We start from the raw sequence: 20169 nt of genomic DNA, 5'->3' as shown, positions 1-20169 counted from the left end.
AAAGGCGCCTGAGACGCAATGCGCCGCGTCGTGATCACCGGCCAAGGCACGATCAACGCGCTTGGCCAAGGTGTGCCGCAGACACTGGCCGCCATGCGCGAGGGGCGTTGCGGGATCGGCGAGTTGGAGCTGCGCGATGTCGAGCGGCTTTCGGTCAGGATCGGCGGCCAGATCAAGGGCTACGACCCCGAGGCGCTGTTCAACCGCCAGCAGATCGCGCTGTACGACCGTTTCACGCAATTCACCCTGATCGCCGCGCGCCAAGCGCTTGACGGCTGCGGCCTGTCCTTCGCGGGCGAGTTGGCGGTGCGCTCGGGCGTGGTGCTTGGCACTGCGGGGGGGGGCGTGAACACTTGGGATGAAAATTACCGCACGGTTTACGAAGAAGGGAAAAACCGCGTCCATCCCTTCGTCGTGCCCAAGCTGATGAATAATGCCGCCGCTTCACATGTCTCGATGGAATGGAACCTCAAGGGGCCGAGCTTTTCGGTCGCCACGGCTTGCGCTTCCTCCAACCATGCGATGGGGCTGGCGTTTCAGCTGATCCGCGGGGGTGCTGTCGATGTGATGGTGACCGGCGGTTCCGAGGCGATGCTGTCGTTTGGTGGTATCAAGGCCTGGGAAGGGCTGCGCGTCATGTCCAAGGATGCCTGCCGCCCATTCAGCGCCAATCGCAACGGCATGGTGCAGGGCGAGGGGGCGGCGATCTTTGTCTTCGAGGAATATGAACACGCCAAAAAGCGCGGTGCCGCGATCTTGGCTGAGGTGGTGGGCTTCGCCATGACCTCGGATGCGGCCGATATCGTCATGCCCTCGAAACAGGGGGCGGCGCGCACCATCGCGGGCGCACTCAAGGATGCGCGGCTCAACCCCTCGGATGTGGCCTATATCAATGCCCACGGCACCGGGACGGCCGCCAATGACAAGGTGGAATGCGCCGCTGTGGCCGATGCGTTCGGCCATCATGCCGATGAGTTGATGATCTCATCGACCAAGTCGATGCATGGGCATTTGATCGGCGGCACCGGCGCGGTCGAGCTTTTGGCCTGTATCATGGCGCTGCGCGACGGGATCATCGCGCCCACCATCGGCTATGAGGAGCCTGATCCCGAATGCGCCCTCGATGTCGTGCCGAACGAGGCGCGCGAGGCCCGTGTCGAGGCGTGTTTGTCCAACGCCTTTGCCTTTGGCGGCTTCAACGCAGTGTTGGCCCTGCGCCGCGCGCCCTAGCATGGGCGCATGATGCGGGATCACTGGGCCGGGGGGCTGGCGGCCGCGTCTTGGCGGAGTTGTTCGAGCAAGCTGAGCGCGGCGGCATTGCGCGCCTCGAGCGCGGCGAAACCTGCGGTGAACCCGGCAAGCGAGGCCGCGATCTGCACCAGCTGATCCGGGGCGGGCAGCGGCACCAAGGCCACCGTGGCGGTTGAGCCGCGGCGCAGGGCGGTGATGTCATCTTGGGTCAGCCCAAGGCGCGCGAAGCAGCCGATGGTCTGGCAAAAGGCAAAGGGGTATTCCGACCAATTGCCCTCATCCACCCGCAAGCGGATGCCCGGTGTCAGCAATGTCTCGAGCGGGGTGACGATCGTGGCGCCCGCCACCAACGCGCCCTCATCGGGAATGTCGAAGATGTTGAACTCGGCCACGGCCCCGCCGTTGCTGTCGCGCAAAAGCTGGTAGAGTTGGCAAGGCTCGGGTTGTCCTTCTTCTGCGCGGATGCAGCGGATTTCCCAATCACCATGGGTTTCGGCGACATAGGTCGTGCCGACGGGAACCTCTCCGGTGGGCAGACCCTCGGCGCTTTGCGTGGCTTGGGCTTGCGCGAGGCCGGGTGCCAATGCAATCGCGACAATCGCCAGTCCGGCGCGCAGGGCGGGATGATGGAACATCGAAGCAACTCCTTTTTCGGCCCGTTGGCCGTTTGGCCATTGGCTAGCACGCGTCTTGCAGACTGTCAGGGGCAAAATCTTGTGATGCGTCGGGCGAGGCGGGCTTTCGCGCAGGCACCCGCCAGAAAGGCGAAAGGGCCCGAAGATCGGACCCTTTGCTGATTTTTTTCTCTCCCTGCCGGACTGGCCGACATTCTGAAGCAGACGCTATGATACAGAATCCCATCCGTCAACAGGGCAATGATGTTGCGTCTTACCGCGCCCTTGAGGCGAAAAATGCCGCGCCCTTGCAGGCGCGGCCAGTCAACAGGGAGGAAGTCAGCGATACACCCCGCGGTGATCGCTGGGAAAGACTGGCGCAGAAAGGTTTAGATTGTATTGTTAGCCCAAGTAACGAGTGAGGAACGCGCATGGATCAGGGAATCTTTATCGGCGGGGGTGGCCCGGATTATGCCGGCCCGCAGCAGCTTTTGCTGAAATACGCCAATCGTCACGGGTTGATCGCGGGTGCGACGGGCACAGGCAAGACCGTGACATTGCAGATTTTGGCCGAGAGTTTCTCGGCCGCTGGCGTGCCGGTCTTTTTATCGGATGTGAAGGGCGATCTGGCCGGGCTGTCGCAATCGGGCAGCGAAACGGCCAAGCTGCATGTCCCCTTTACAGAACGCGCAGTACGCATCGGCTTTGCCGATTATGCCTATCGGGCGTTTCCGGTCACATTTTGGGATCTTTATGGCGAGAAGGGCCATCCGATCCGCACCACGGTTTCGGAGATGGGGCCATTGATGCTGGCGCGGCTCCTGGAGTTGACCGAGGCGCAGGAGGGGGTGCTGAACATCGCCTTCCGCGTCGCCGATGAAGAGGGAATGGCGCTGCTCGATCTTAAGGATCTGCAAGCGATGCTGACCTCTCTGGGCGAGGCGCGCGATGCGCTGAGCCTGCGCTACGGCAATGTCGCGCCCGCCTCGATCGGGGCGATCCAACGCCGCCTCTTGGTGCTGGAGGGGCAGGGCGGTGACAGGTTGTTCGGCGAACCGGCGCTGGATCTGAACGACCTGTTCTTGACCGATCCGACTGGGGCGGGGCGGATCAATATTCTTGCCGCCGACCAGCTGATGCAAAGCCCGCGGCTTTACGCGACCTTCTTGCTGTGGCTGTTGTCGGAATTGTTCGAAACCCTGCCCGAGGTGGGCGATCCTGATAAACCCAAGCTGGTCTTTTTCTTCGACGAGGCGCATTTGCTGTTCGAGGATGCGCCCAAGGCCTTGGTCGACAAGGTCGAACAGGTCGCCCGCCTGATCCGCTCCAAGGGGGTGGGGGTCTATTTCGTGACGCAGAACCCCGCCGATGTGCCCGAGGATATCTTGGGCCAGCTGGGCAACCGTGTGCAGCATGCGCTGCGCGCTTTTACCGGCAAGGACCGGCAAGATCTGCGCCAAGCCGCGCAGAATTACCGCGACAATCCCCGCTTCGATATCGAGGATGCGATCCGCGAGGTCGGCACCGGCGAGGCGGTGACCTCGATGCTGGAACGCAAGGGCGCGCCGGGCATGGCCGAGCGCACCTTGATCCGGCCGCCATCCTCGCATTTGGGCGCGATCAGCGACAGCCAGCGCGCATCCGTGATCGCAGCCTCGCCCTTGGCGGGGAAATATGACCGGCTGATCGACCGCGAAAGCGCCTTCGAGATCTTGCAGGCGCGCGCCGCTGCCGCAGCCCGCGACGCTGAGGCCGCCGAAGAGGCGGCAAGCCGCGCGACCGAGGAGGCGCGCGAATTCACATCCGCGCGGCGTTATTCTGCGGATGACGCGCCAAAAAGCCGCCGCCGGACGACGAGCAGCACCCGCTCCGACAGTGTCGGCGCGGCCTTTGCCAAAAGCTTTGCCCGCCAACTCGGCACCAAATCGGGGCAGGCCGTTGTCAGGGGGATCTTGGGAGGGCTTTTTCGCGGGCGCTAAGCGTCTGGCGCGATCAACCCAAGACCGCGCAGGTAGATGCCGATCCCCGACTCGAGCAGATCCTCGGGCGAGAAGGGGGCCGTGGCGCCCGGTCGCCCGCGGGCGAACAACTCGACCACCCCGTGGCTCATCGCCCAGATATGGGCCGAGAACATCGCAGGCGGCGGGCGTTTTTCGACCGGGATATGTTCGGACAGCGCCAGCGCAGCACGTTCCAGAACGCCGCGCGATTTCGCCGCCGCCGCCGCCAGTTCCGGCGTCGCATTGACCGATGTGCCGCTTTCGAACATCGCCATGTAATGGCCGGGATATTTGCGTGCAAAGGCCAGATAGGCCCGGCCCGTCGCCTCAAAGGCAGCAAGGGCCGAGGGTTGACCATCGGCGAATGCATGTTCCATCAGATCGGCGAAGATATCATGGCCCTGCAGCGCGCATTCCGCGATCAGCTGTTCGCGCCCCTCGAAATGGCGATAGACCGCGGCGGGCGTGACGCCAGCGGTCTTGGCTGCCTCGGACAAGGTAAAGCCCGTCGGCCCCATCTCTTCGATCAGAAGAAGGGCGGCATCGACCAATGCCTGCCTGAGATTGCCGTGATGATATCCGCGTTTGCTCATTTGCCCTCAGGCCACCTCGTCGGTGACGTTATCGGTCCAGATCTCGGGTCCGCCGCAGATGGCGGGATCGGGGCGGCCGACGATCTCGGGATCTTTTCCATCATAATCCAGATCGGCAAGGATCGCACGGATCACCGCCAATCTTGCCCTGCGCTTATCATCCGAGCGGATCACCGTCCAAGGCGCATCCGCACTATGGCCGCGCCGCAACGTCTCGGCGATTGCGGCAGAATAGCCTCCCCAGCGCTTCAGCCCATCCACATCGATGGCGCTGAGTTTCCATTGCTTGAGCAAATCCCCCTCGCGGTCGAGAAAGCGCCGCAATTGTTCGGCCCGCCCCACATTGAGCCAGATCTTTGTCAGCACGACCCCGTCATCGACAATCATCCGTTCGAAATCGGGCAATTGCAGGAAAAACCTTTCGCGTTCGTCAGGCGTGCAAAAGCCGAAGACATGCTCGACAACGCCGCGATTGTACCAGCTACGATCGAAAAGCCGGATCTCGCCACGGGCGGGCAGGTGGGCGATGTAGCGCTGGAAATACCATTGCGCGGCCTCGCGCTCGGTCGGTTTGGACAGCGCCACGACACCGGCCACCCGCGGGTTGAGGTTCTGGCGCACGCGCGCGATGCAGCCGCCCTTGCCCGCGGCATCCCGCCCCTCGAAGATCACGGCGATGCGCTTTCCGGTATCGCGGACCCAAGCATGGAATTTCACCAATTCGATCTGTAGCGCGGCGAGTTGATCCTCGTAGTCATCGCGGTCCATGCGTTCGCGATAGGGAAAGCTCGGATTGATGATTTCGTCTTTTTTCGCGGCCATGATCGCCTGCCGGATATCGGCAGGGGCTTCGGTCTCGTAAAACGCCGAAATGGCGCCGTTGAAAGGTTTAGACATACGCGCTCACCATGTCCCCAGGGGATGTTACAGCCTTTGACATTAGGGGTAAGGCGGGCCTAGCGCAATGCGGCGCGCCGGGCTGCACGGTCGATGGCGGCAAGCACCGCATCGGGATCAGCGTGATGGGGCGAATGACCCACACCCTCCATGACGCAAAGCCGCGCACCTGTCAGCTGTCGGGACAGGGGAATGGAATGGATCGCGAGCCCCACCGTCGTGTCGCGATCACCATGCAAGATCTCGACCGGCAGATCGAGGCCCGCATAGCACGGCACGAGTTGGTCGATCTCGGCCAAGATACCGGCGCGCTGCAACGCGTTTTCGCGCAAGGCGTCACGTTGGAGCGTCAGCCCCGCCCCGATATAATCGGCGTAGCCCGGCGGGATCGGTTGAGGGGCAAAGATCTGTGCGATCGTGTCCGTCACCACGCGCTGCGGCACCCATGCCGTCAGGATCGGTGCCGCCAACCTTTGCCCAAGCGGGTGCGACAAGATCTTGTAATAGCGCGACAAAGGCGTGTTCCACGGGTTCGAGGCCGCCGCAAGCAAGACCAGTCCCGCCACCAGCCCCGGTTGGCGCGCCGCCCAAGCCAGCGCCACCGCCCCGCCATAGGAATGGCCCAGCACCAAGGGACGCTGCACGCCCAGATCGGCCATCGCCGCGGCAAGATGATCGGCCTGTTCGAAGATCGTGGCCCCATCGCGATCGAGCCGCTGGGAATAGCCCAGACCGGGCCGGTCCAACACGGTGACACGGTAGCTTGGCGCCAGCCGGTCCATCAGGTCATGGGTGAAGTCACGCATATTGCCGCTTGCGCCATGGATCAGCACCAGATCGGGGCCTTGCCCCTTTTGCAGCAGGTGAAGCTGCTTGCCGCCGACCATCACGAAGCGGCCCAAGGGTGGGTGGGTTTCGCGCGCGCGCACCTCGTTGCGGGCCGCGCGCCATAAGGTCACCACCCACAGCCCCAACAGCGTCGCCGCGCAGAGCAAGACGATGACTGTGCCGGTGTTCATTCCCGCCAATCGGTGGTGCGTTGTCCGATTTCGGCCATGTCGAAAGGCGTGGTCAGATACATCTCCGAGATCCAATTGCTGTAGAGCAGGTGCGCATGGCTGCGCCAGCGGTTCTGCGGCGCGCGGGCAGGGTCGTTCTCGGGGTAGTAATTCATCGGCACATTGATCGGCGTGCGGTTCTGGGTGTCGCGGTCGAATTCCTGCTTCAGCGTATCGCTGTCATATTCGAAATGGTTGAAGATATAGAGCGCGCGATGTGCGCGATCTTCGACCAGACAGGGGCCGACCTCGGGTGAGCCCAAAAGCGTGGTCAGCCCCGACACGGCGTCGATCTCGGGCTGGCGCATTTCGGTCCAACGGCTGACGGGGATGATGAAATCATCCGAGAACCCGCGTAAGTAAGGCGAGGCAGGTTCCAACACCTGATGGCGGAAACAGCCAAAGGCCTTGTGGTCGAGCATATGTTTCTCGACCCCGTGGAAATGGTTGATCATCGCCATCCCGCCCCAGCACACGCCGAAGGTGGAATGAACATGGCTTTGCGTCCAGCCAAAGACCTGTTGCAACTCGTTCCAATAGGTCACATCGCTGAAATCCAGATGCTCGATCGGTGCGCCGGTGATGATCAGCCCGTCGAATTTCTCGCCCGTGGCGGCCACCTCGGCGAAGGGGCGATAGAACGCCTCCATATGCTCGGCGGCGGTGTTGCGGGTCTCGTGGTCGGTCATGCGGATGAGCGACAATTCCACCTGCAAGGGGGTTGCCCCGATCAGCCGGGCGAATTGCGTCTCGGTCTGGATCTTCTTGGGCATCAGGTTCAGCAAACCCACCCGCAGGGGGCGGATATCTTGCTTGTCGGCCGCATCGGCACCCATCACCATCACACCCTCGCGCTTGAGCACGGCATAGGCGGGCAGGGTCGAGGGTAGCTTGATGGGCATTGGGGGGGACGTCCTTGACTGGGAAAGCTGACCTAGTTGCGCGCGCGCGCCCTGCCAAGGGCCGTGGCGACCATGGCGATAGCGTCCTGGGCGTCGCGCACCGCCTCGACCTCGGCGGCGGTGACGGTGACACCCCAGTTGCGCGCCATCGCGGCGTAAAGCGGCGCGCGATGCGCCATGGCACGGGCATAGGCATAGCGGATAAAGGCGTTGGGGTCGGCCCGTTCCGCCGTGATGCCTTGTTCGTCAAGCCAGCCCTGCCACAGCGGAAGCAGGAATTCGGGCTTGTAATACATGGGCTTGGGGTCGCGGTCGAAGCGGCGGATCAGCTCTTGCGTATGGCTTTCGGGGCCTTCGATCCAGATCATCAGGCAATGGGCGCAAAGCGCGCTCAGCACCTCGTCCGCGGGATCTTCGGGATCGACCACCTCGCAGATCGAGCCGCCCGTGTCGGCGATGAAATGGGGGTATTCATAAAGATCACGCGCGCGCGCCACGAAGCTGGGCGTATCGAGCAACGCGTTGATCTCGGCCCGGCGATGAAGGGCTTGGCGGCGCATGTATTCGGCGAAATCCAAGCCGCCCAAAGCCGGATCACCCGGTTTGCCGAGGAAGGTCGAGAGCGGGGCCAGATTGCCGAAGCTGATATTGGAGCCGATATAGATACTGTCCGAGCGCAGCAATTCCGCCAAAAACGGCACTTGCATCGCCTGCCGCTTGAGGTTGTCGGCGATGTGTTCGCCCATATAGGCGGTGCCGATGCGGTAATCGATCGAGTAGTGATACCAACTGCCTTGCGCACGCAGGATTGATGCCAGCCGCGTCTTGCCAAGCCCCGACATGCCGAAGACGGCGAGCCGCTTTTGAGGCGCGTCCGCCCAAGCGGCGGGGCTATCATAGATAAGGGGCATGGCATGGGCCTTTGGCGTGCGGGTTCGATAGCCTCATAGCGCAGGGTGCGGCGATGCAAAAGCCTATGCGTGCCGCCTAGCGAGGTTCGAGCCGGGTAATCCCGATATTGCCCGCCCGCGCGAGTTCGGGGTCAAGCGTCATGGGAATATACTCGCCGCGCCGCCACAATTCGCCCAGATCATCATAATGACGCGACAGGGGATTGCCCGACTGTCCTGTGGCGATGACGAAGACCGAACTGTCGGGATCGGCGAAATCATAGACGCCACGATAGCCGGCTGCGTGGATATTGAGGAAGGGATCGGGCAGCGTGCCGGGTGTTGCCGCGCGGTTGAGCGTGAAATCCCCCCCGCTGGTGGGCTGGCGGATATTGACGATCCATGAAAACAGCCGCGTTTGGCCCAGAACCGAATGGTCATGGCGCGCCTCATGCGCCGCGCCCCAGCGCCAGCTTTCCAACTCGCTGCCATAGCGATCTTCCAGCCATTGCAGCGCATCGTCGAGCGCCAAGCGCGCGATGTCGGTGCAGCTTTCCGCTGCGGTCGAATGGCTCACATCGCACCAGCGCGCGGCCCCGTCGATATCGCGATAGACGCGTTCCAAGAACAGCGGCTCATAGCTTTGAAAGGCATCGGCCAGCGGGCCGATATCGTCGCGGATCAGGCGTTGCTGCAATTCGCGCATCCAAGCCGCATAGATCAGCGGCTCGGGCATATGCTCGTTCATCTCGCCGTTCCAATCGGCCAAGAGCGCCAGCGCGCGTTGGCGGCGGCGTTCGGGGGTCCCGGCGGGCGCGGCCTCGCCGGTGAACCACAGATCGCGGGCGACAAGTGGCAGGATATTGCGCGCCGCCGCCGAGACGGTATCGAGCTGCGCCTCGATGAAACTGTCGCGGGTATGCACATCGCGCGCTTCCATCAGCCGTGACAGCCGCGTGATGCGTTGTGTGTCGCCCCAATCATGGGTGACATGCAGCGGAAATGCCCGGTCGACAGTGCGGTTATTGGTATTGCCCAACATGCCGCTTTCGGGGTCGACGAAGCGCGGATTGGCGAAATAGAGCGTCATCCCCTGCCAGCGGTTCTCGGCCACCCAGCCGGGTGCGGGCATGCGGGCTTGGGTCTCATGACCGTTCAGACGCCACGGCATGCGCCCGATCACCTGCATCGCGATACGCCCATCGGCGGCGGCCAGCATCAGGTTTTGGGATGGCGCCACGAAATCCTCGCCTGCCGCCAGCCCGTCTTCGATGCTTTGCGCCCGCATCAGGCGCATCCCCGTCTGGATCGAGGTGTTGCGGTCGGTCAGCGCGGTCCAGGCCATACTCATCACATGGCCGGGGGGCGTGATGCTGGCCAGATCGAAATGCTGACCGGGCAGGACCGGGCCGTTCGCGGTCCAACGGCGGGTGATGGTGATATCGGCCTCGCCCGCAACTTCGATCACCCGCCGGTCGGTGCGGAATGCAGCCCAGCCATCGGGGGTGCGATACTGGTCGTTGTTCGCGGGGTCCACCTGTTCGACATAAAGGTCGATATCGTCGAGATAGGCCGAGGTGATCCCCCATGCCAGCCTTTCCGAACGCCCCGCCAAGATCACAGGCATGCCGGGAATGGTCGCGCCGATCACGCCGCCGGTCGCCAACTCCAACCTTGCAAGATACCAGATCCCCGGCGCGGTAAGCCCCAGATGCGGATCATTGGCCAATAACGCCCCGGATGCGGCGGCGCGCGCCGGTGTCGCAGCGAAAGCGTTGGAGGCACCGGCCCGCCCGCGGCCCAACACATTGGGATGCAGCGGGTGGCGCGGCGCAGAAGTCGCTTGTGCGAAACGGGGCAGGATGGTGTGGAAGAAATCTTGGTAGCTGGCCAGTTCGACCACACCCGCACCGGGGGCATCGGGCATGAGATCGGCCAGGCCGCGCGGATCATCGAGCGCCAGCGACAGCCGGGCGCGCAGCACCTCTTCATCGTGGTGGCCGGTCAGTTGCAGCGCCATCAGGAATGTCACGGCAACGCTATCGGCGGGTCGCCACGGGGTGATGTCGGGGGTGAACAGAAACAATTCCGGCGCACCGCGCCCCAATGCCTCTTGGCCCACAAGGCCGAGCCACGCGTTGACGCCCGCGGCATAGGCATCAAGCGCCATGCGTGTGTCGGCGTCGAGGGCCGCGACCGAGTCGCCCGCCAATTGATAGATATCGAGGCGGCGCAGCAGATCGTCGATCTGCAAGGTGGCCGGGCCGAATATCTCTGACAAACGCCCCTGTGCTGTGCGGCGCATCATCAACATCTGCCACAGACGGTCCTGCGCATGCGCGATGCCAAGGCCATAAAAGACATCTGCATCGCTTTGTCCGAAGATATGGGGCACCGCGGCGGTGTCGCGCACGATCTCGACCGGGGCGGAAATGCCCGGCACTGACCAAGCCGCGTCGTAATCGGGGATGGAACGCGCCCCGATCCACCAAGCGGATAGCACGATGACCACCGTCAGGGCGACGGCGACAGAACCCAAACGGACAAGCCAGCGCAGCAGAAAGACCATGATCCCTCGGCGAAAATCAATTACCGCCTGCTACCCCAAGCGTCGGCAAATGCAAATGGGTGGTGTCGCCGGGGCCTAGGGCAGAATGCGCGCGTAGCGCGTGCCTTCCAGGGTGGCGCCCACGATCAGCCCCGCCTGTCCGAAGATGATGGCGATGACCGGATCGGTCAGCGTGTTGGTATCGACACCAAGCATGCCGCCACGATCGTTTAGCGCGTAACGCACATCGCCGCCCGCAGCCCAACCGTTGGAGTTGCGAAAATCCTGCAAGGCCGTATCGGTCATGAAAAACAGCGCATGGGCATATTGCTGTGCGCCGATCTGCAACCCGAAAGTGCCCGCCGTCGCCGAGTAATAATCGACCGTCACGCCATTGATGCGCAATGCGCCGCGCCCGTAAGAGCCGCCAAAGCCGAAACCCGCCTCGGTGATCAAGGGCATGATCAGCACACCGGCCGCGTTGTTCGATAGTTCCTGCGCGCCAGGCACTTCGCGGTTCATGAATTCCAAGGCGCTGTCCACGCGCGCGTCGATACGTTGGGCGCCGCTGGAGTTGACGCCGTTTCCACATGCCGACACGAGCGGAACCGCGGCGGCGGTGATCACGAAATGACGACGGGTGATGGTGCGCATCTGATGCCTCTTGCCAATAGCCTCGGGGGCGGGTCTTGCTGCCCGCGTCTTACCGCGCAGTCTACGGCTTTCGTGCGGCCCTGTCACGGGCAAAACACAATCATTGGCGTTGACCCGCCGATGGGCCGCTACCCGTTGAGGATCTTGGCCAAGCGCGGTGCGAAATAGGTCAAGACACCGTCACAGCCGGCACGCCGGAAACTCATCATGCTTTCGACCATCACCTTGTCGCCATCGACCCAGCCATTCGCGCTTGCCGCCGCGATCATCGCGTATTCGCCGGAGACCTGGTAGGCGTAGGTCGGCGCGCCGAAGCGGTCTTTCACCTCGCGCACCATGTCGAGATAGGGCATGCCGGGTTTGACCATGACCATATCGGCCCCTTCCATCAGGTCGCGCTCGACACAGGCCAGCGCCGCGCGGCGGTTGGCCGGGTCGATCTGGTAGGTCAGCTTGTCGCCCTTGAGCGCGCCGGACGCACCTACGGCATCGCGGAAGGGGCCGTAATATGCGCTGGCGAATTTCGCGGCATAGGACATGATGGTCACATTCTGATGCCCCTCGGCCTCGAGTGCCGCGCGGATCGCGCCGATGCGCCCATCCATCATGTCGGATGGGCCGATGATATCGGCCCCCGCCGCGGCTTGGGCCAGCGCCATCTTGACCAGTGCGGCGACGGTCTCGTCATTCACGATCACGCCGTCGCGCACGATGCCGTCATGGCCGTTGATGTTGTAGGGGTCGAGCGCGACATCGGTCATGATCGCGATCTCGATGCCTGCATCGCGGATCGCGCGGATGGCGCGGTTGGACAGGTTGTCGGGGTTCCACGCCTCTTCACAGGTCGCCGTCTTGAGGGCGGCGTCGGTATAGGGAAACAGACAGATCGCGGGGATGCCCAAGGTTGCGGCCTCGCGCGCGGCCTCCACGATCTTGTCGACTGAGCGGCGAAACACGCCCGGCATCGAGGAAATCGGCTCTTCGATGCCCACGCCGTCGCGCACGAAAATCGGCCAGATCAGGTCATTGACGCTCAATTCATGCTCACGCACCAGATTGCGCAGCGCGCGCGAGGCGCGCAGGCGGCGGTGACGGATCGCTGGAAATGCGGCTTGGGGCATGGCGGGGGCCTTTCCTTCGGGCTTTGCAACTTCAAGCGGTGCCACGGGCGGGCGACAAGGGCAAGGGTTGTGCTGAGTGCCAAGCTGATGCAAGCCGGGGCTGGAAACCGCCGACAGGGCGGGTATAGACACATCATAGCAACGGTATCGGCATGCGGGCGGCGCAGTTTTGGATTTTCTCGATCTTGTCACCGAAGTGATCGACCTCCGGTCATTTTCGAATCTTTGGTATTGGATCGTTTTGGCCGTGATGTGGTCATCGCTGTCGCATTGGGTGCTGGGTATTCCCTATCATATGGTCCAACGCGCGCGCCGTGGTCATGCCGACAGCCAGCGCGATCTTTTGGTTTTGGTCGAGGTCAACGCAAGGCGCATTTTGGAATTCGCCGCGCTCTCGGGCACGCTGCTTGTGGCGGCCTCGGGCTTTGCGCTCAGCGCGTTGATGGTACTGGGTTGGGCCTATGGGGTCGAATTTGCCCAAGCCATTGTCTTGCTGTTGCTGCCGCTTTTGGCTGTGACGGGGTTGAGCTTTGTGACGGCGCATCAGGTGCAGAACGCCGAGATCGAGCAGCTGTACCTGCGGCTTCGCAATCACCGGATGATCGTGCAACTCATGGGCGTTATTTCTATTTTCATCACTGCCTTCTGGGGCATGTACACCAATGTCACGGTCAGCCCGCTGCACTAGCGCTTGACACCGCCCCCCCGCGGCGTAGGTCACGCGGCCATGGCCGACACATCCGATCATATACTCGCCTCTGGCGCGCCCGAAGGTTTCGACGCAGCGCTTGTGCTCAAGGAATTGGCCAAGGGTGCTGCGGCACCCGTGCTGCATGTGGCGCGCGACGACAAGCGCATGGCCGCGATGGCGCGCGCCTTGGCCTTTTTCGACCCGTCCGTGGTGGTGTTGTCCTTTCCGGGATGGGATTGCCTGCCCTTCGACCGCGTCTCGCCCAATGCCGAGGTTTCGGCGGCGCGCATGGCGACGCTGGCGGCGCTGGCCGGTGGTCTGTCGGGGCGGTTCATCGTTCTCACGACGCTCAACGCCGCGACCCAAGCCGTGCCGGCCCGCGCGGTGCTGCAATCGGCGGCGTTCTCGGCCGTTGTCGGGCAGCGGATCGATGACGCCGCGCTCAAGCAATTTCTGGTCCGTATGGGCTTTGTGCAAACGCCCACTGTCAGCGAGCCGGGTGATTACGCACTGCGGGGCGGCATCATCGATGTCTGGCCGCCGGGGGCAAGCGGCCCTGTGCGGCTTGATTTGTTCGGCGATATGCTCGATGGGGCGCGCCGCTTCGATCCGGCGACGCAGCGCACAACCGAAAAGCTCGACCGGGTCGAGCTTGCGCCCGTCTCGGAAGTGATCTTGGACGAGGCCGCGATCACGCGGTTTCGGCAAAATTACCGGATCGAGTTCGGCGCGGCTGGGACCGATGACCCGCTTTACGAGGCTGTCAGCGCGGGCCGCAAGCATCAAGGGATCGAGCATTGGTTGCCCTTTTTCCACGACCGGCTCGAGACGCTTTTCGACTATCTGCCCGATGCGCGCATCACGCTTGACGATCAAAGCACCGCGCAGCGTTTGTCGCGCTGGGACAGCATTGCCGATCAATATGACACGCGCAAAACCGCGCTGACCCAGAAGGGGCGGCTTGATAGCGTCTACAAGCCTGTGCCACCGGGGCTGCTTTACCTTGACGATGTTGCATGGACCAAGGCGATCGCCGGCCACCGCGTCTTGCAATTCGCGCCGATTCCGGCCGCGCCCGGCCCGCGGGTGATCGATGCGGGCGGGCGCGTGGGGCGCAATTTCGCGCCTGAACGCCAAAGCGAATCCCTAAACCTTTTCGGTGCCTTGGCTGATCATGTAAAGGCAAAGCGTGAAGAGGCGGCCGTGGTCATCGCCTCATGGTCCGAGGGCGCGCGCGAGCGCTTGCAAGGCTTGCTCGAGGATCAGGGGCTGCGCGATGCGACGTTGATCGCGGATGCGCGCGGCATTGGGCCGAAGGGCAGCCTGAGCCTTGCGGTCTGGCCGCTGGACGAGGGGTTCACCGGCAACGGGCTGTGCGTGATCTCCGAGCAAGATGTGCTGGGCGACCGGCTGATCCGGCCCAAACGCAAGATCAAGCGCGCCGACAATTATCTGACCGAGGCGCAATCGCTCTCGCCCGGCGATCTGGTGGTGCATGTCGATCACGGGGTCGGGCGCTACAAGGGCTTGGAAACCGTCACGGCGATGGGTGCGCCGCATGAGTGCCTGCTCTTGGAATATGCAGGCGGTGATCGCCTGTTCTTGCCGGTCGAAAATATCGAATTGCTCAGCCGATATGGGCAGGATGATGGCCTGCTCGACCGGTTGGGCGGTGGCGCGTGGCAGGCGAAGAAAGCCAAGCTCAAGGAGCGGCTGCGCCAGATCGCCGACAAGCTGATCCGCATCGCCGCCGAGCGGGAATTGCGCCGCGCCCCCATCCTGACGCCCCCCGGCGATATGTGGGAGGCGTTTTGCGCCCGCTTTCCTTATGAGGAAACCGACGACCAACTGGCCGCAATTGCCGATGTGCTGACCGATCTGGAGGCAGGTCGCCCGATGGACCGGCTGGTGGTGGGCGATGTGGGTTTCGGCAAGACCGAGGTCGCGATGCGCGCCGCTTTCGTGGCCGCTGCCCAAGGCCAACAGGTCGCCGTTATCGCGCCAACCACGCTGCTTGCGCGCCAGCATGCCAAGACCTTCGCCGACCGTTTCCGAGGCTTTCCGGTGCATGTGCGGCAACTGTCGCGTTTCGTCGGCCAGAAAGAGGTGGCCGAGACCAAGCGCGGCATGGCCGATGGCACGGTCGATATCGTGATCGGCACGCATGCGCTTTTGGCCAAGGGGGTGGTCTTCAAGGATCTGGGCCTGTTGATCGTGGACGAGGAACAGCGTTTCGGCGTGAACCACAAGGAACGGCTCAAGGAAATGCGCTCGGATGTGCATGTGCTGACACTATCGGCCACGCCCATCCCGCGCACGCTGCAGATGTCGCTCACGGGTGTGCGCGATCTGTCGATGATCGGCACCCCGCCGGTCGATCGCTTGGCGATCCGCACCTATGTTTCGGAATTCGACGCGGTCACGCTGCGCGAGGCGCTGCTGCGCGAACATTACCGCGGCGGGCAGTCCTTTTTCGTGGTCCCAAGGATCGAGGATCTGCCCGAGGTCGAGGAGTTCCTCAAAACCCAAGTGCCCGAGGTCAGCTATGTCATCGGCCATGGCCAGATGGCAGCGGGCGAGCTTGATGAGCGGATGAACGCCTTTTACGATGGTAAATACGATGTGCTTTTGGCCACGACGATCATCGAATCGGGCATCGACATCCCGACTGCCAACACGATGATCATCCACCGCGCCGATATGTTCGGGCTGGCCCAGCTTTACCAGATCAGGGGCAGGGTGGGGCGCGCCAAGACGCGCGCCTATGCCTATCTCACCACCAAGCCGCGCCAAAAGCTTACACCGGCCGCCGAGAAGCGCCTGCGGGTGCTGGGAAGCCTCGACAGCCTTGGGGCGGGTTTCACCATCGCCTCCCAAGACCTCGATATTCGCGGTGCGGGCAATATCGTGGGCGAGGAGCAATCGGGCCATGTGCGCGAGGTCGGCTTTGAACTTTACCAATCCATGCTGGAAGAGGCGATCGCCGCCATCCGCGCAGGCGTGGCCGAACCGATGGTCGCCGATGGGCAATGGTCGCCCACCATCAACCTTGGCGTGCCGGTCTTGATCCCCGAGGCTTTCGTGCCTGATCTCGACGTCCGGCTTGGGCTTTATCGTCGCCTCAGCCAGTTGGAGACCAAGGTCGATCTGGAAGGGTTCGCCGCCGAGTTGATCGACCGTTTCGGCACCCTCCCGCGTGAGGTGAACACGCTGTTGTTGGTCGTGCGGATCAAGGCGATGTGCAAGCGCGCCCATATCGCCAAGCTCGATGCCGGGCCAAAGGGCGCGACAGTGCAGTTTCACAATGACAAATTCCCCAACCCCGCGGGGCTGGTGGCCTTTGTTCAAGATCAACAGGGATCGGCGCGCATCAAGGACAACAAGATCGTGCTGATGCGGGCTTGGACAAGCGAGGCCGACAAGATCAAGGGCGCCTTTGCGATTGCGCGCGATCTGGCCGAAAAGGCCAAGGGCTAGCGGCCCGCGGTCAGCCGGGCGCGGCCCGCTCGCGCGGCATACCCAGCATGATCGCCGCGCCAACCGCCATCAGACCGGCCATCGCGAAAAGCAGCGGCACGGGCGTGCCGTTGAAAAACGCCCCCACAAGCGCACCGGCCAATGCGCCGATCACCGTGGCGATGGACCCCATCACCGACGCGGCCATGCCCGCGATATGGCCCAAGGGTTCCAGCGCGAGCGCGTTGAGATTGCCGATGGTGAAGGCGGCCGTGACGAAAAGCGTGACGTTCCAGACGAGGTAGACCCCGAAGGCCGCACCGCCCAAGGCACCGGTCACAAAGAGCAGCGCCAATGCCAAGGCGAATACCGCCTGCAAGATCAAGGTGATCCGGATCAGGGGCCGCATGCCCAAACGCATCACCAAAACCCCGTTGATCGGCCCCGCCGGTGCCGAGGCCAGTGCGATCAGCCCGAACCACAACGGAAAACTGGCGCCGCGTCCGAAGGTTTCGTCGAAAATCTGCTGGATCGAGGAGAGCGAGCCGAAAAGCCCCGCGAAAACACAAGACTGCACAAGGATCGACAGCTGCATCTGGCGATGGATCAAGGTCTCGCGCAGGCCCGACCAAAGCGTGTTCAGCCGCAAGGGGCGGCGCTTTTCGCGCGGCAATGTCTCGGGTTGGCGCAGGCCCAGCCAAGAGACCGAGATGAGCGAAAACACCAAGAAGGTCAAAAAGATGGCGCGCCAGCCGAAGCCCAGGATGATCCATGACCCGATCAGCGGCGCGATCGCGGGAAAGATCGTGAAGACCAGCATCGCGTAAGATATGATCTGGGCCATGGCACGCCCCGAAAACAGATCGCGCGCCATGGCAAGCGAGACCACGCGCGGCCCTGCCGCACCCAAGCCTTGCAACACCCGCGCTGCCAAGATCCACTCCAGATCCTGTGCAAGATAGGCCAAGAGCGCCCCGCCACAGTAAAGCGCCGCACCGATCGTGATGACGGCCTTGCGCCCCAGCGCATCCGAAAGTGGACCTGCGAAAAGCGTACCGAGCCCCATACCGAACAAAAAGCTGGTCAAGATCAGCTGTGCGCGGTTGGGATCGTTTGGTGTCAGGTCGTGTGCGATCTCGGGCAGGGCGGGCAGCATCGCGTCGATGGAAAAGGCGATGGTGGCGAACATCATCCCCATCATGGCGATGAATTCCCATCGCGACACGGCCGCCACTGGGCGCGCCCCGCTCAACGCGGCGTTCCGGGGGCACAGGCGGGATCTGCGTATTTGGGGAAAGGTGACGCAGGCTTTTTCATGCGTGCCGATCCCGCAATTGTTCCGCGATCTCGTCGATCACCGCGATCCATGTGTCGGTGGGTTGCGCACCGCTGAGCACATGTTGGCCCGCGATCACGAAGGTCGGCACGCCCGTCACGCCGCGCCCGCGGGTATGGGCGTCGCGCGCCATGATGTCGTCGGCATCTGCATCGCCCGCAAGCAATGCCGCGACCACTGCCTGCGCCATGCCCGCATCGACGGCGATCTGTGTCAGCACACCATGATCGCCGATATCGCGACCCTCGACGAAATAGGCCCGAAAAAGCGCCACCGCGACCGGGGTTTGGCGCCCCTCCAGCCCGGCCCAGTGGATCAGGCGATGGGCGTCACGCGTGTTGGGCGTGCGCGCGATCAATTCGAAATTGATCCGCAGACCCGCCGCTTCTGCATGTGCCACGACCGGTGCATAGGCGCGCACCGCCCCATCCTTGCCGCCGAATTTCGCCTCGAGATAGTGCCGCCTGTCCATGCCTTCGGCGGGCATCTCGGGGTTGAGCTGGAAGGGGTGCCATTCGATGCTGAACGGGTGGTCGGGTCGCGCCTCCATCGCGCGGGTCAGGTTCGACCAGCCGATATAGCACCACGGGCAGATCGGATCGCTGAGGATATCGAGTTTGATCATGATCTGTCCTTCAACAGCGCGATCAGCGCCTTTCGGTCGAGTTTGCCATTGGCCGAGCGCGGCAGGCTTTCGAGCGGGAGATAGAGCCTTGGCTGCTTGTAGCGGGCCAGCCGCGCCGCGGCCAGTGCCGCCAAAGCCTCGGGCGTCGCCGTGCCGCTATAGGCCAGCGCCAGCACATCGGTATCGGCCTTGACCGGCAGCGCGGTGGCGGCGCATTCGATCAGACCTGCGGCATCGTGAAAGGCGGCCTCGATCTCCAGCGGAGCGATGCGGTAGCCGCCGGTGGTCAGGATATCATCATGCCGCCCGTGGTAAAGCAGCGCCCCGGAAGATGCCGCGCTGACCAGATCGCCGGTGGCGAACCACGCGCCGCGCAATGGCAGCTTGGGCAAGAAATCCGCCCCCAGATAGCCAAGCATCAGCCCCGGATCATCGCGGTGAATGGCTAGGATGCCGACATCCCCCTTTGCCACGGCTGCGCCGTTCGGACCCAGCACCGCGATCCGGCGACCGGGTTGCGGGAAGCCAAGACTGTGCGCAGGCGCGGGCCGCGCCGGGCTGCCCGAGATGAAGGTCGAGCATTCCGACATGCCCAATGCTTCGTGGATCATGCAGCCCGTCGCATCTTGCCATTGCTCGCGAAGAAGTTGCGAGAGTTTCTCGCCCGCGCTTAGCGCATGGCGCAGCTTTGGCAGCTGCAGCGGATCGGCCGATTTCAACAGCTTGCGAAACACCCCCGGCACGGCGGCAAAGATCGTGGCGTCGTGCCGCTTGAGCAAGAGCGTCAACGCCTCGGGTTTGGTGCCGGGTGCGGGGATCAAGGCGGTGGCACCGATGGACCATGGATCGAGCAGCCCGGTGCCCAAGGTGAAGGTCCAGTTGAACGCCCCGGCATGCAAGACCCGGTCATCGGGCCGCAGCCCATACCAGCCATCCCACATCATGCGTCTTGCCCAGATCGCGCGATGGGCATGCACCACGGGCTTTGGCCGCCCCGAAGAGCCGGAGGTAAAAACGATGAAGGCCGGGCGGTCGGGGTCGCCCAGCGCAAAACTGTCCGCGGGCCCGGCCATCAGCGCCGCCAGATCCGTCACCACCTTGCAGCCCGGCGCAGAGGGCAGGGTGACGCCGGGGGCGGCGAGGATTGCATCGGGCGCGATCAGCGGGCTCATGCTGTCTAGCTCGGCCACGCTCAGACCTTGGGCGGTGGGGACGGGCACAAGCCCCGCAGCGATCGCCCCGAGAAAGGCCACGGGGAAATGCGTGTCATTGCCGAGCCGCAGCAAGACGCGCGCGCCCGGCGCAAGGCCCAAGCCGCGCAAGCCCCCCGCCATTGCCCTTACGGCGGTCTCCAGCCGCGCAAAGCTCCATCGCTCGGCGCGCGCGGGGCCAAGCACCGCGAGCGCGATCTTGTCGGGTGTCGCGCGCCCTGCCGTCAGAACGTAATCGGCCAAATTGAAAGGGGCGGGGCAGGGGTGCATGGGTTGGAATTACGCCTGCCATCGCCACGTTGCAAGCCATCCGCGCGCGCGC

The 20169-nt window shown here is 63.5% G+C and carries 16 protein-coding genes; 4 read left to right on the top strand and 12 right to left on the bottom strand.

The genetic code is table 11. The annotated features are described in order from the left end of the window. The first annotated feature begins 18 nt into the window (after positions 1-18). Positions 19-1230, top strand: coding sequence for a beta-ketoacyl-[acyl-carrier-protein] synthase family protein (locus tag ACTG4J_RS04380; protein ID WP_439137424.1), 1212 nt, complete (start codon positions 19-21; stop codon positions 1228-1230). A gap of 20 nt (positions 1231-1250) precedes the next feature. Here ACTG4J_RS04380 and ACTG4J_RS04375 read toward each other — a convergent pair whose 3' ends face one another. Next, complete coding sequence (locus tag ACTG4J_RS04375) at positions 1251-1886, bottom strand: invasion associated locus B family protein (protein ID WP_439137423.1); 636 nt, start codon at positions 1884-1886, stop codon at positions 1251-1253. 410 nt (positions 1887-2296) lie between these two features. Between ACTG4J_RS04375 and ACTG4J_RS04370 the strand changes: the two genes are divergently transcribed. Then, positions 2297-3844, top strand: a complete 1548-nt coding sequence (locus ACTG4J_RS04370) for a helicase HerA-like domain-containing protein (RefSeq protein WP_439137421.1) — start codon at positions 2297-2299, stop codon at positions 3842-3844. Here ACTG4J_RS04370 and ACTG4J_RS04365 read toward each other — a convergent pair. The 8 genes from ACTG4J_RS04365 to hemB form a co-directional block, all read right to left on the bottom strand. Continuing rightward, positions 3841-4458, bottom strand: coding sequence for a TetR/AcrR family transcriptional regulator (locus tag ACTG4J_RS04365; protein WP_439137420.1), 618 nt, complete (start codon positions 4456-4458; stop codon positions 3841-3843). The genes ACTG4J_RS04370 and ACTG4J_RS04365 overlap by 4 nt on opposite strands. A gap of 6 nt (positions 4459-4464) precedes the next feature. Further along, positions 4465-5355: a polyphosphate kinase 2 gene (ppk2, locus tag ACTG4J_RS04360; RefSeq protein WP_439137418.1), complete on the bottom strand. Its 891-nt coding sequence runs from the start codon at positions 5353-5355 to the stop codon at positions 4465-4467. 59 nt (positions 5356-5414) lie between these two features. Further along, positions 5415-6374, bottom strand: coding sequence for an alpha/beta fold hydrolase (locus ACTG4J_RS04355; protein ID WP_439137416.1), 960 nt, complete (start codon positions 6372-6374; stop codon positions 5415-5417). Then, positions 6371-7315 (bottom strand): homoserine O-succinyltransferase, encoded by a 945-nt coding sequence (locus tag ACTG4J_RS04350; protein ID WP_439137414.1) that lies wholly within the window; start codon positions 7313-7315, stop codon positions 6371-6373. Before ACTG4J_RS04350 ends, ACTG4J_RS04355 begins: the two co-directional genes overlap by 4 nt. A gap of 32 nt (positions 7316-7347) precedes the next feature. Next, positions 7348-8226: an ATPase gene (locus ACTG4J_RS04345; RefSeq protein ID WP_439137412.1), complete on the bottom strand. Its 879-nt coding sequence runs from the start codon at positions 8224-8226 to the stop codon at positions 7348-7350. 76 nt (positions 8227-8302) lie between these two features. Beyond that, positions 8303-10774, bottom strand: a complete 2472-nt coding sequence (locus tag ACTG4J_RS04340) for a penicillin acylase family protein (protein ID WP_439137410.1) — start codon at positions 10772-10774, stop codon at positions 8303-8305. Between the two features lie 75 nt (positions 10775-10849). Further along, entirely contained in the window at positions 10850-11407 is a 558-nt protein-coding gene (locus tag ACTG4J_RS04335) for a YSC84-related protein (protein WP_439137408.1), read from the bottom strand. A 128-nt stretch (positions 11408-11535) separates the two neighbouring features. Next, positions 11536-12528 (bottom strand): porphobilinogen synthase, encoded by a 993-nt coding sequence (gene hemB, locus ACTG4J_RS04330; RefSeq protein ID WP_439137407.1) that lies wholly within the window; start codon positions 12526-12528, stop codon positions 11536-11538. 169 nt (positions 12529-12697) lie between these two features. Here hemB and ACTG4J_RS04325 point away from each other — a divergent pair, with 169 nt between their 5' ends. Both ACTG4J_RS04325 and mfd read left to right on the top strand, forming a co-directional pair. Next, positions 12698-13216 carry a component of SufBCD complex gene (locus ACTG4J_RS04325; protein WP_439137405.1) on the top strand — a complete coding sequence of 173 codons (519 nt, stop codon included), beginning with the start codon at positions 12698-12700 and terminating at the stop codon, positions 13214-13216. A 39-nt stretch (positions 13217-13255) separates the two neighbouring features. Beyond that, a complete protein-coding gene (gene mfd / locus ACTG4J_RS04320; protein WP_439137403.1) occupies positions 13256-16696 on the top strand; it encodes a transcription-repair coupling factor in 3441 nt (1146 codons plus the stop codon). 10 nt (positions 16697-16706) lie between these two features. On the opposite strand, the gene ACTG4J_RS04315 is transcribed toward mfd, so the two are convergent. From ACTG4J_RS04315 to ACTG4J_RS04305, 3 genes are all read right to left on the bottom strand, one after another. Then, positions 16707-17927 carry a multidrug effflux MFS transporter gene (locus ACTG4J_RS04315; RefSeq protein WP_439137401.1) on the bottom strand — a complete coding sequence of 407 codons (1221 nt, stop codon included), beginning with the start codon at positions 17925-17927 and terminating at the stop codon, positions 16707-16709. Between the two features lie 61 nt (positions 17928-17988). Further along, entirely contained in the window at positions 17989-18636 is a 648-nt protein-coding gene (locus tag ACTG4J_RS04310; RefSeq protein ID WP_439137399.1) for a DsbA family oxidoreductase, read from the bottom strand. Next, positions 18633-20117: a class I adenylate-forming enzyme family protein gene (locus ACTG4J_RS04305; RefSeq protein ID WP_439137398.1), complete on the bottom strand. Its 1485-nt coding sequence runs from the start codon at positions 20115-20117 to the stop codon at positions 18633-18635. Before ACTG4J_RS04305 ends, ACTG4J_RS04310 begins: the two co-directional genes overlap by 4 nt. Positions 20118-20169 lie beyond the last annotated feature (52 nt).

This window comes from Roseicyclus sp., from assembly GCF_965662675.1.
Taxonomy (GTDB): domain Bacteria; phylum Pseudomonadota; class Alphaproteobacteria; order Rhodobacterales; family Rhodobacteraceae; genus Roseicyclus.
The sequence above is the reverse complement of the archived record's forward strand: the minus strand, read 5'-3'. Positions and strand labels throughout refer to the sequence as shown.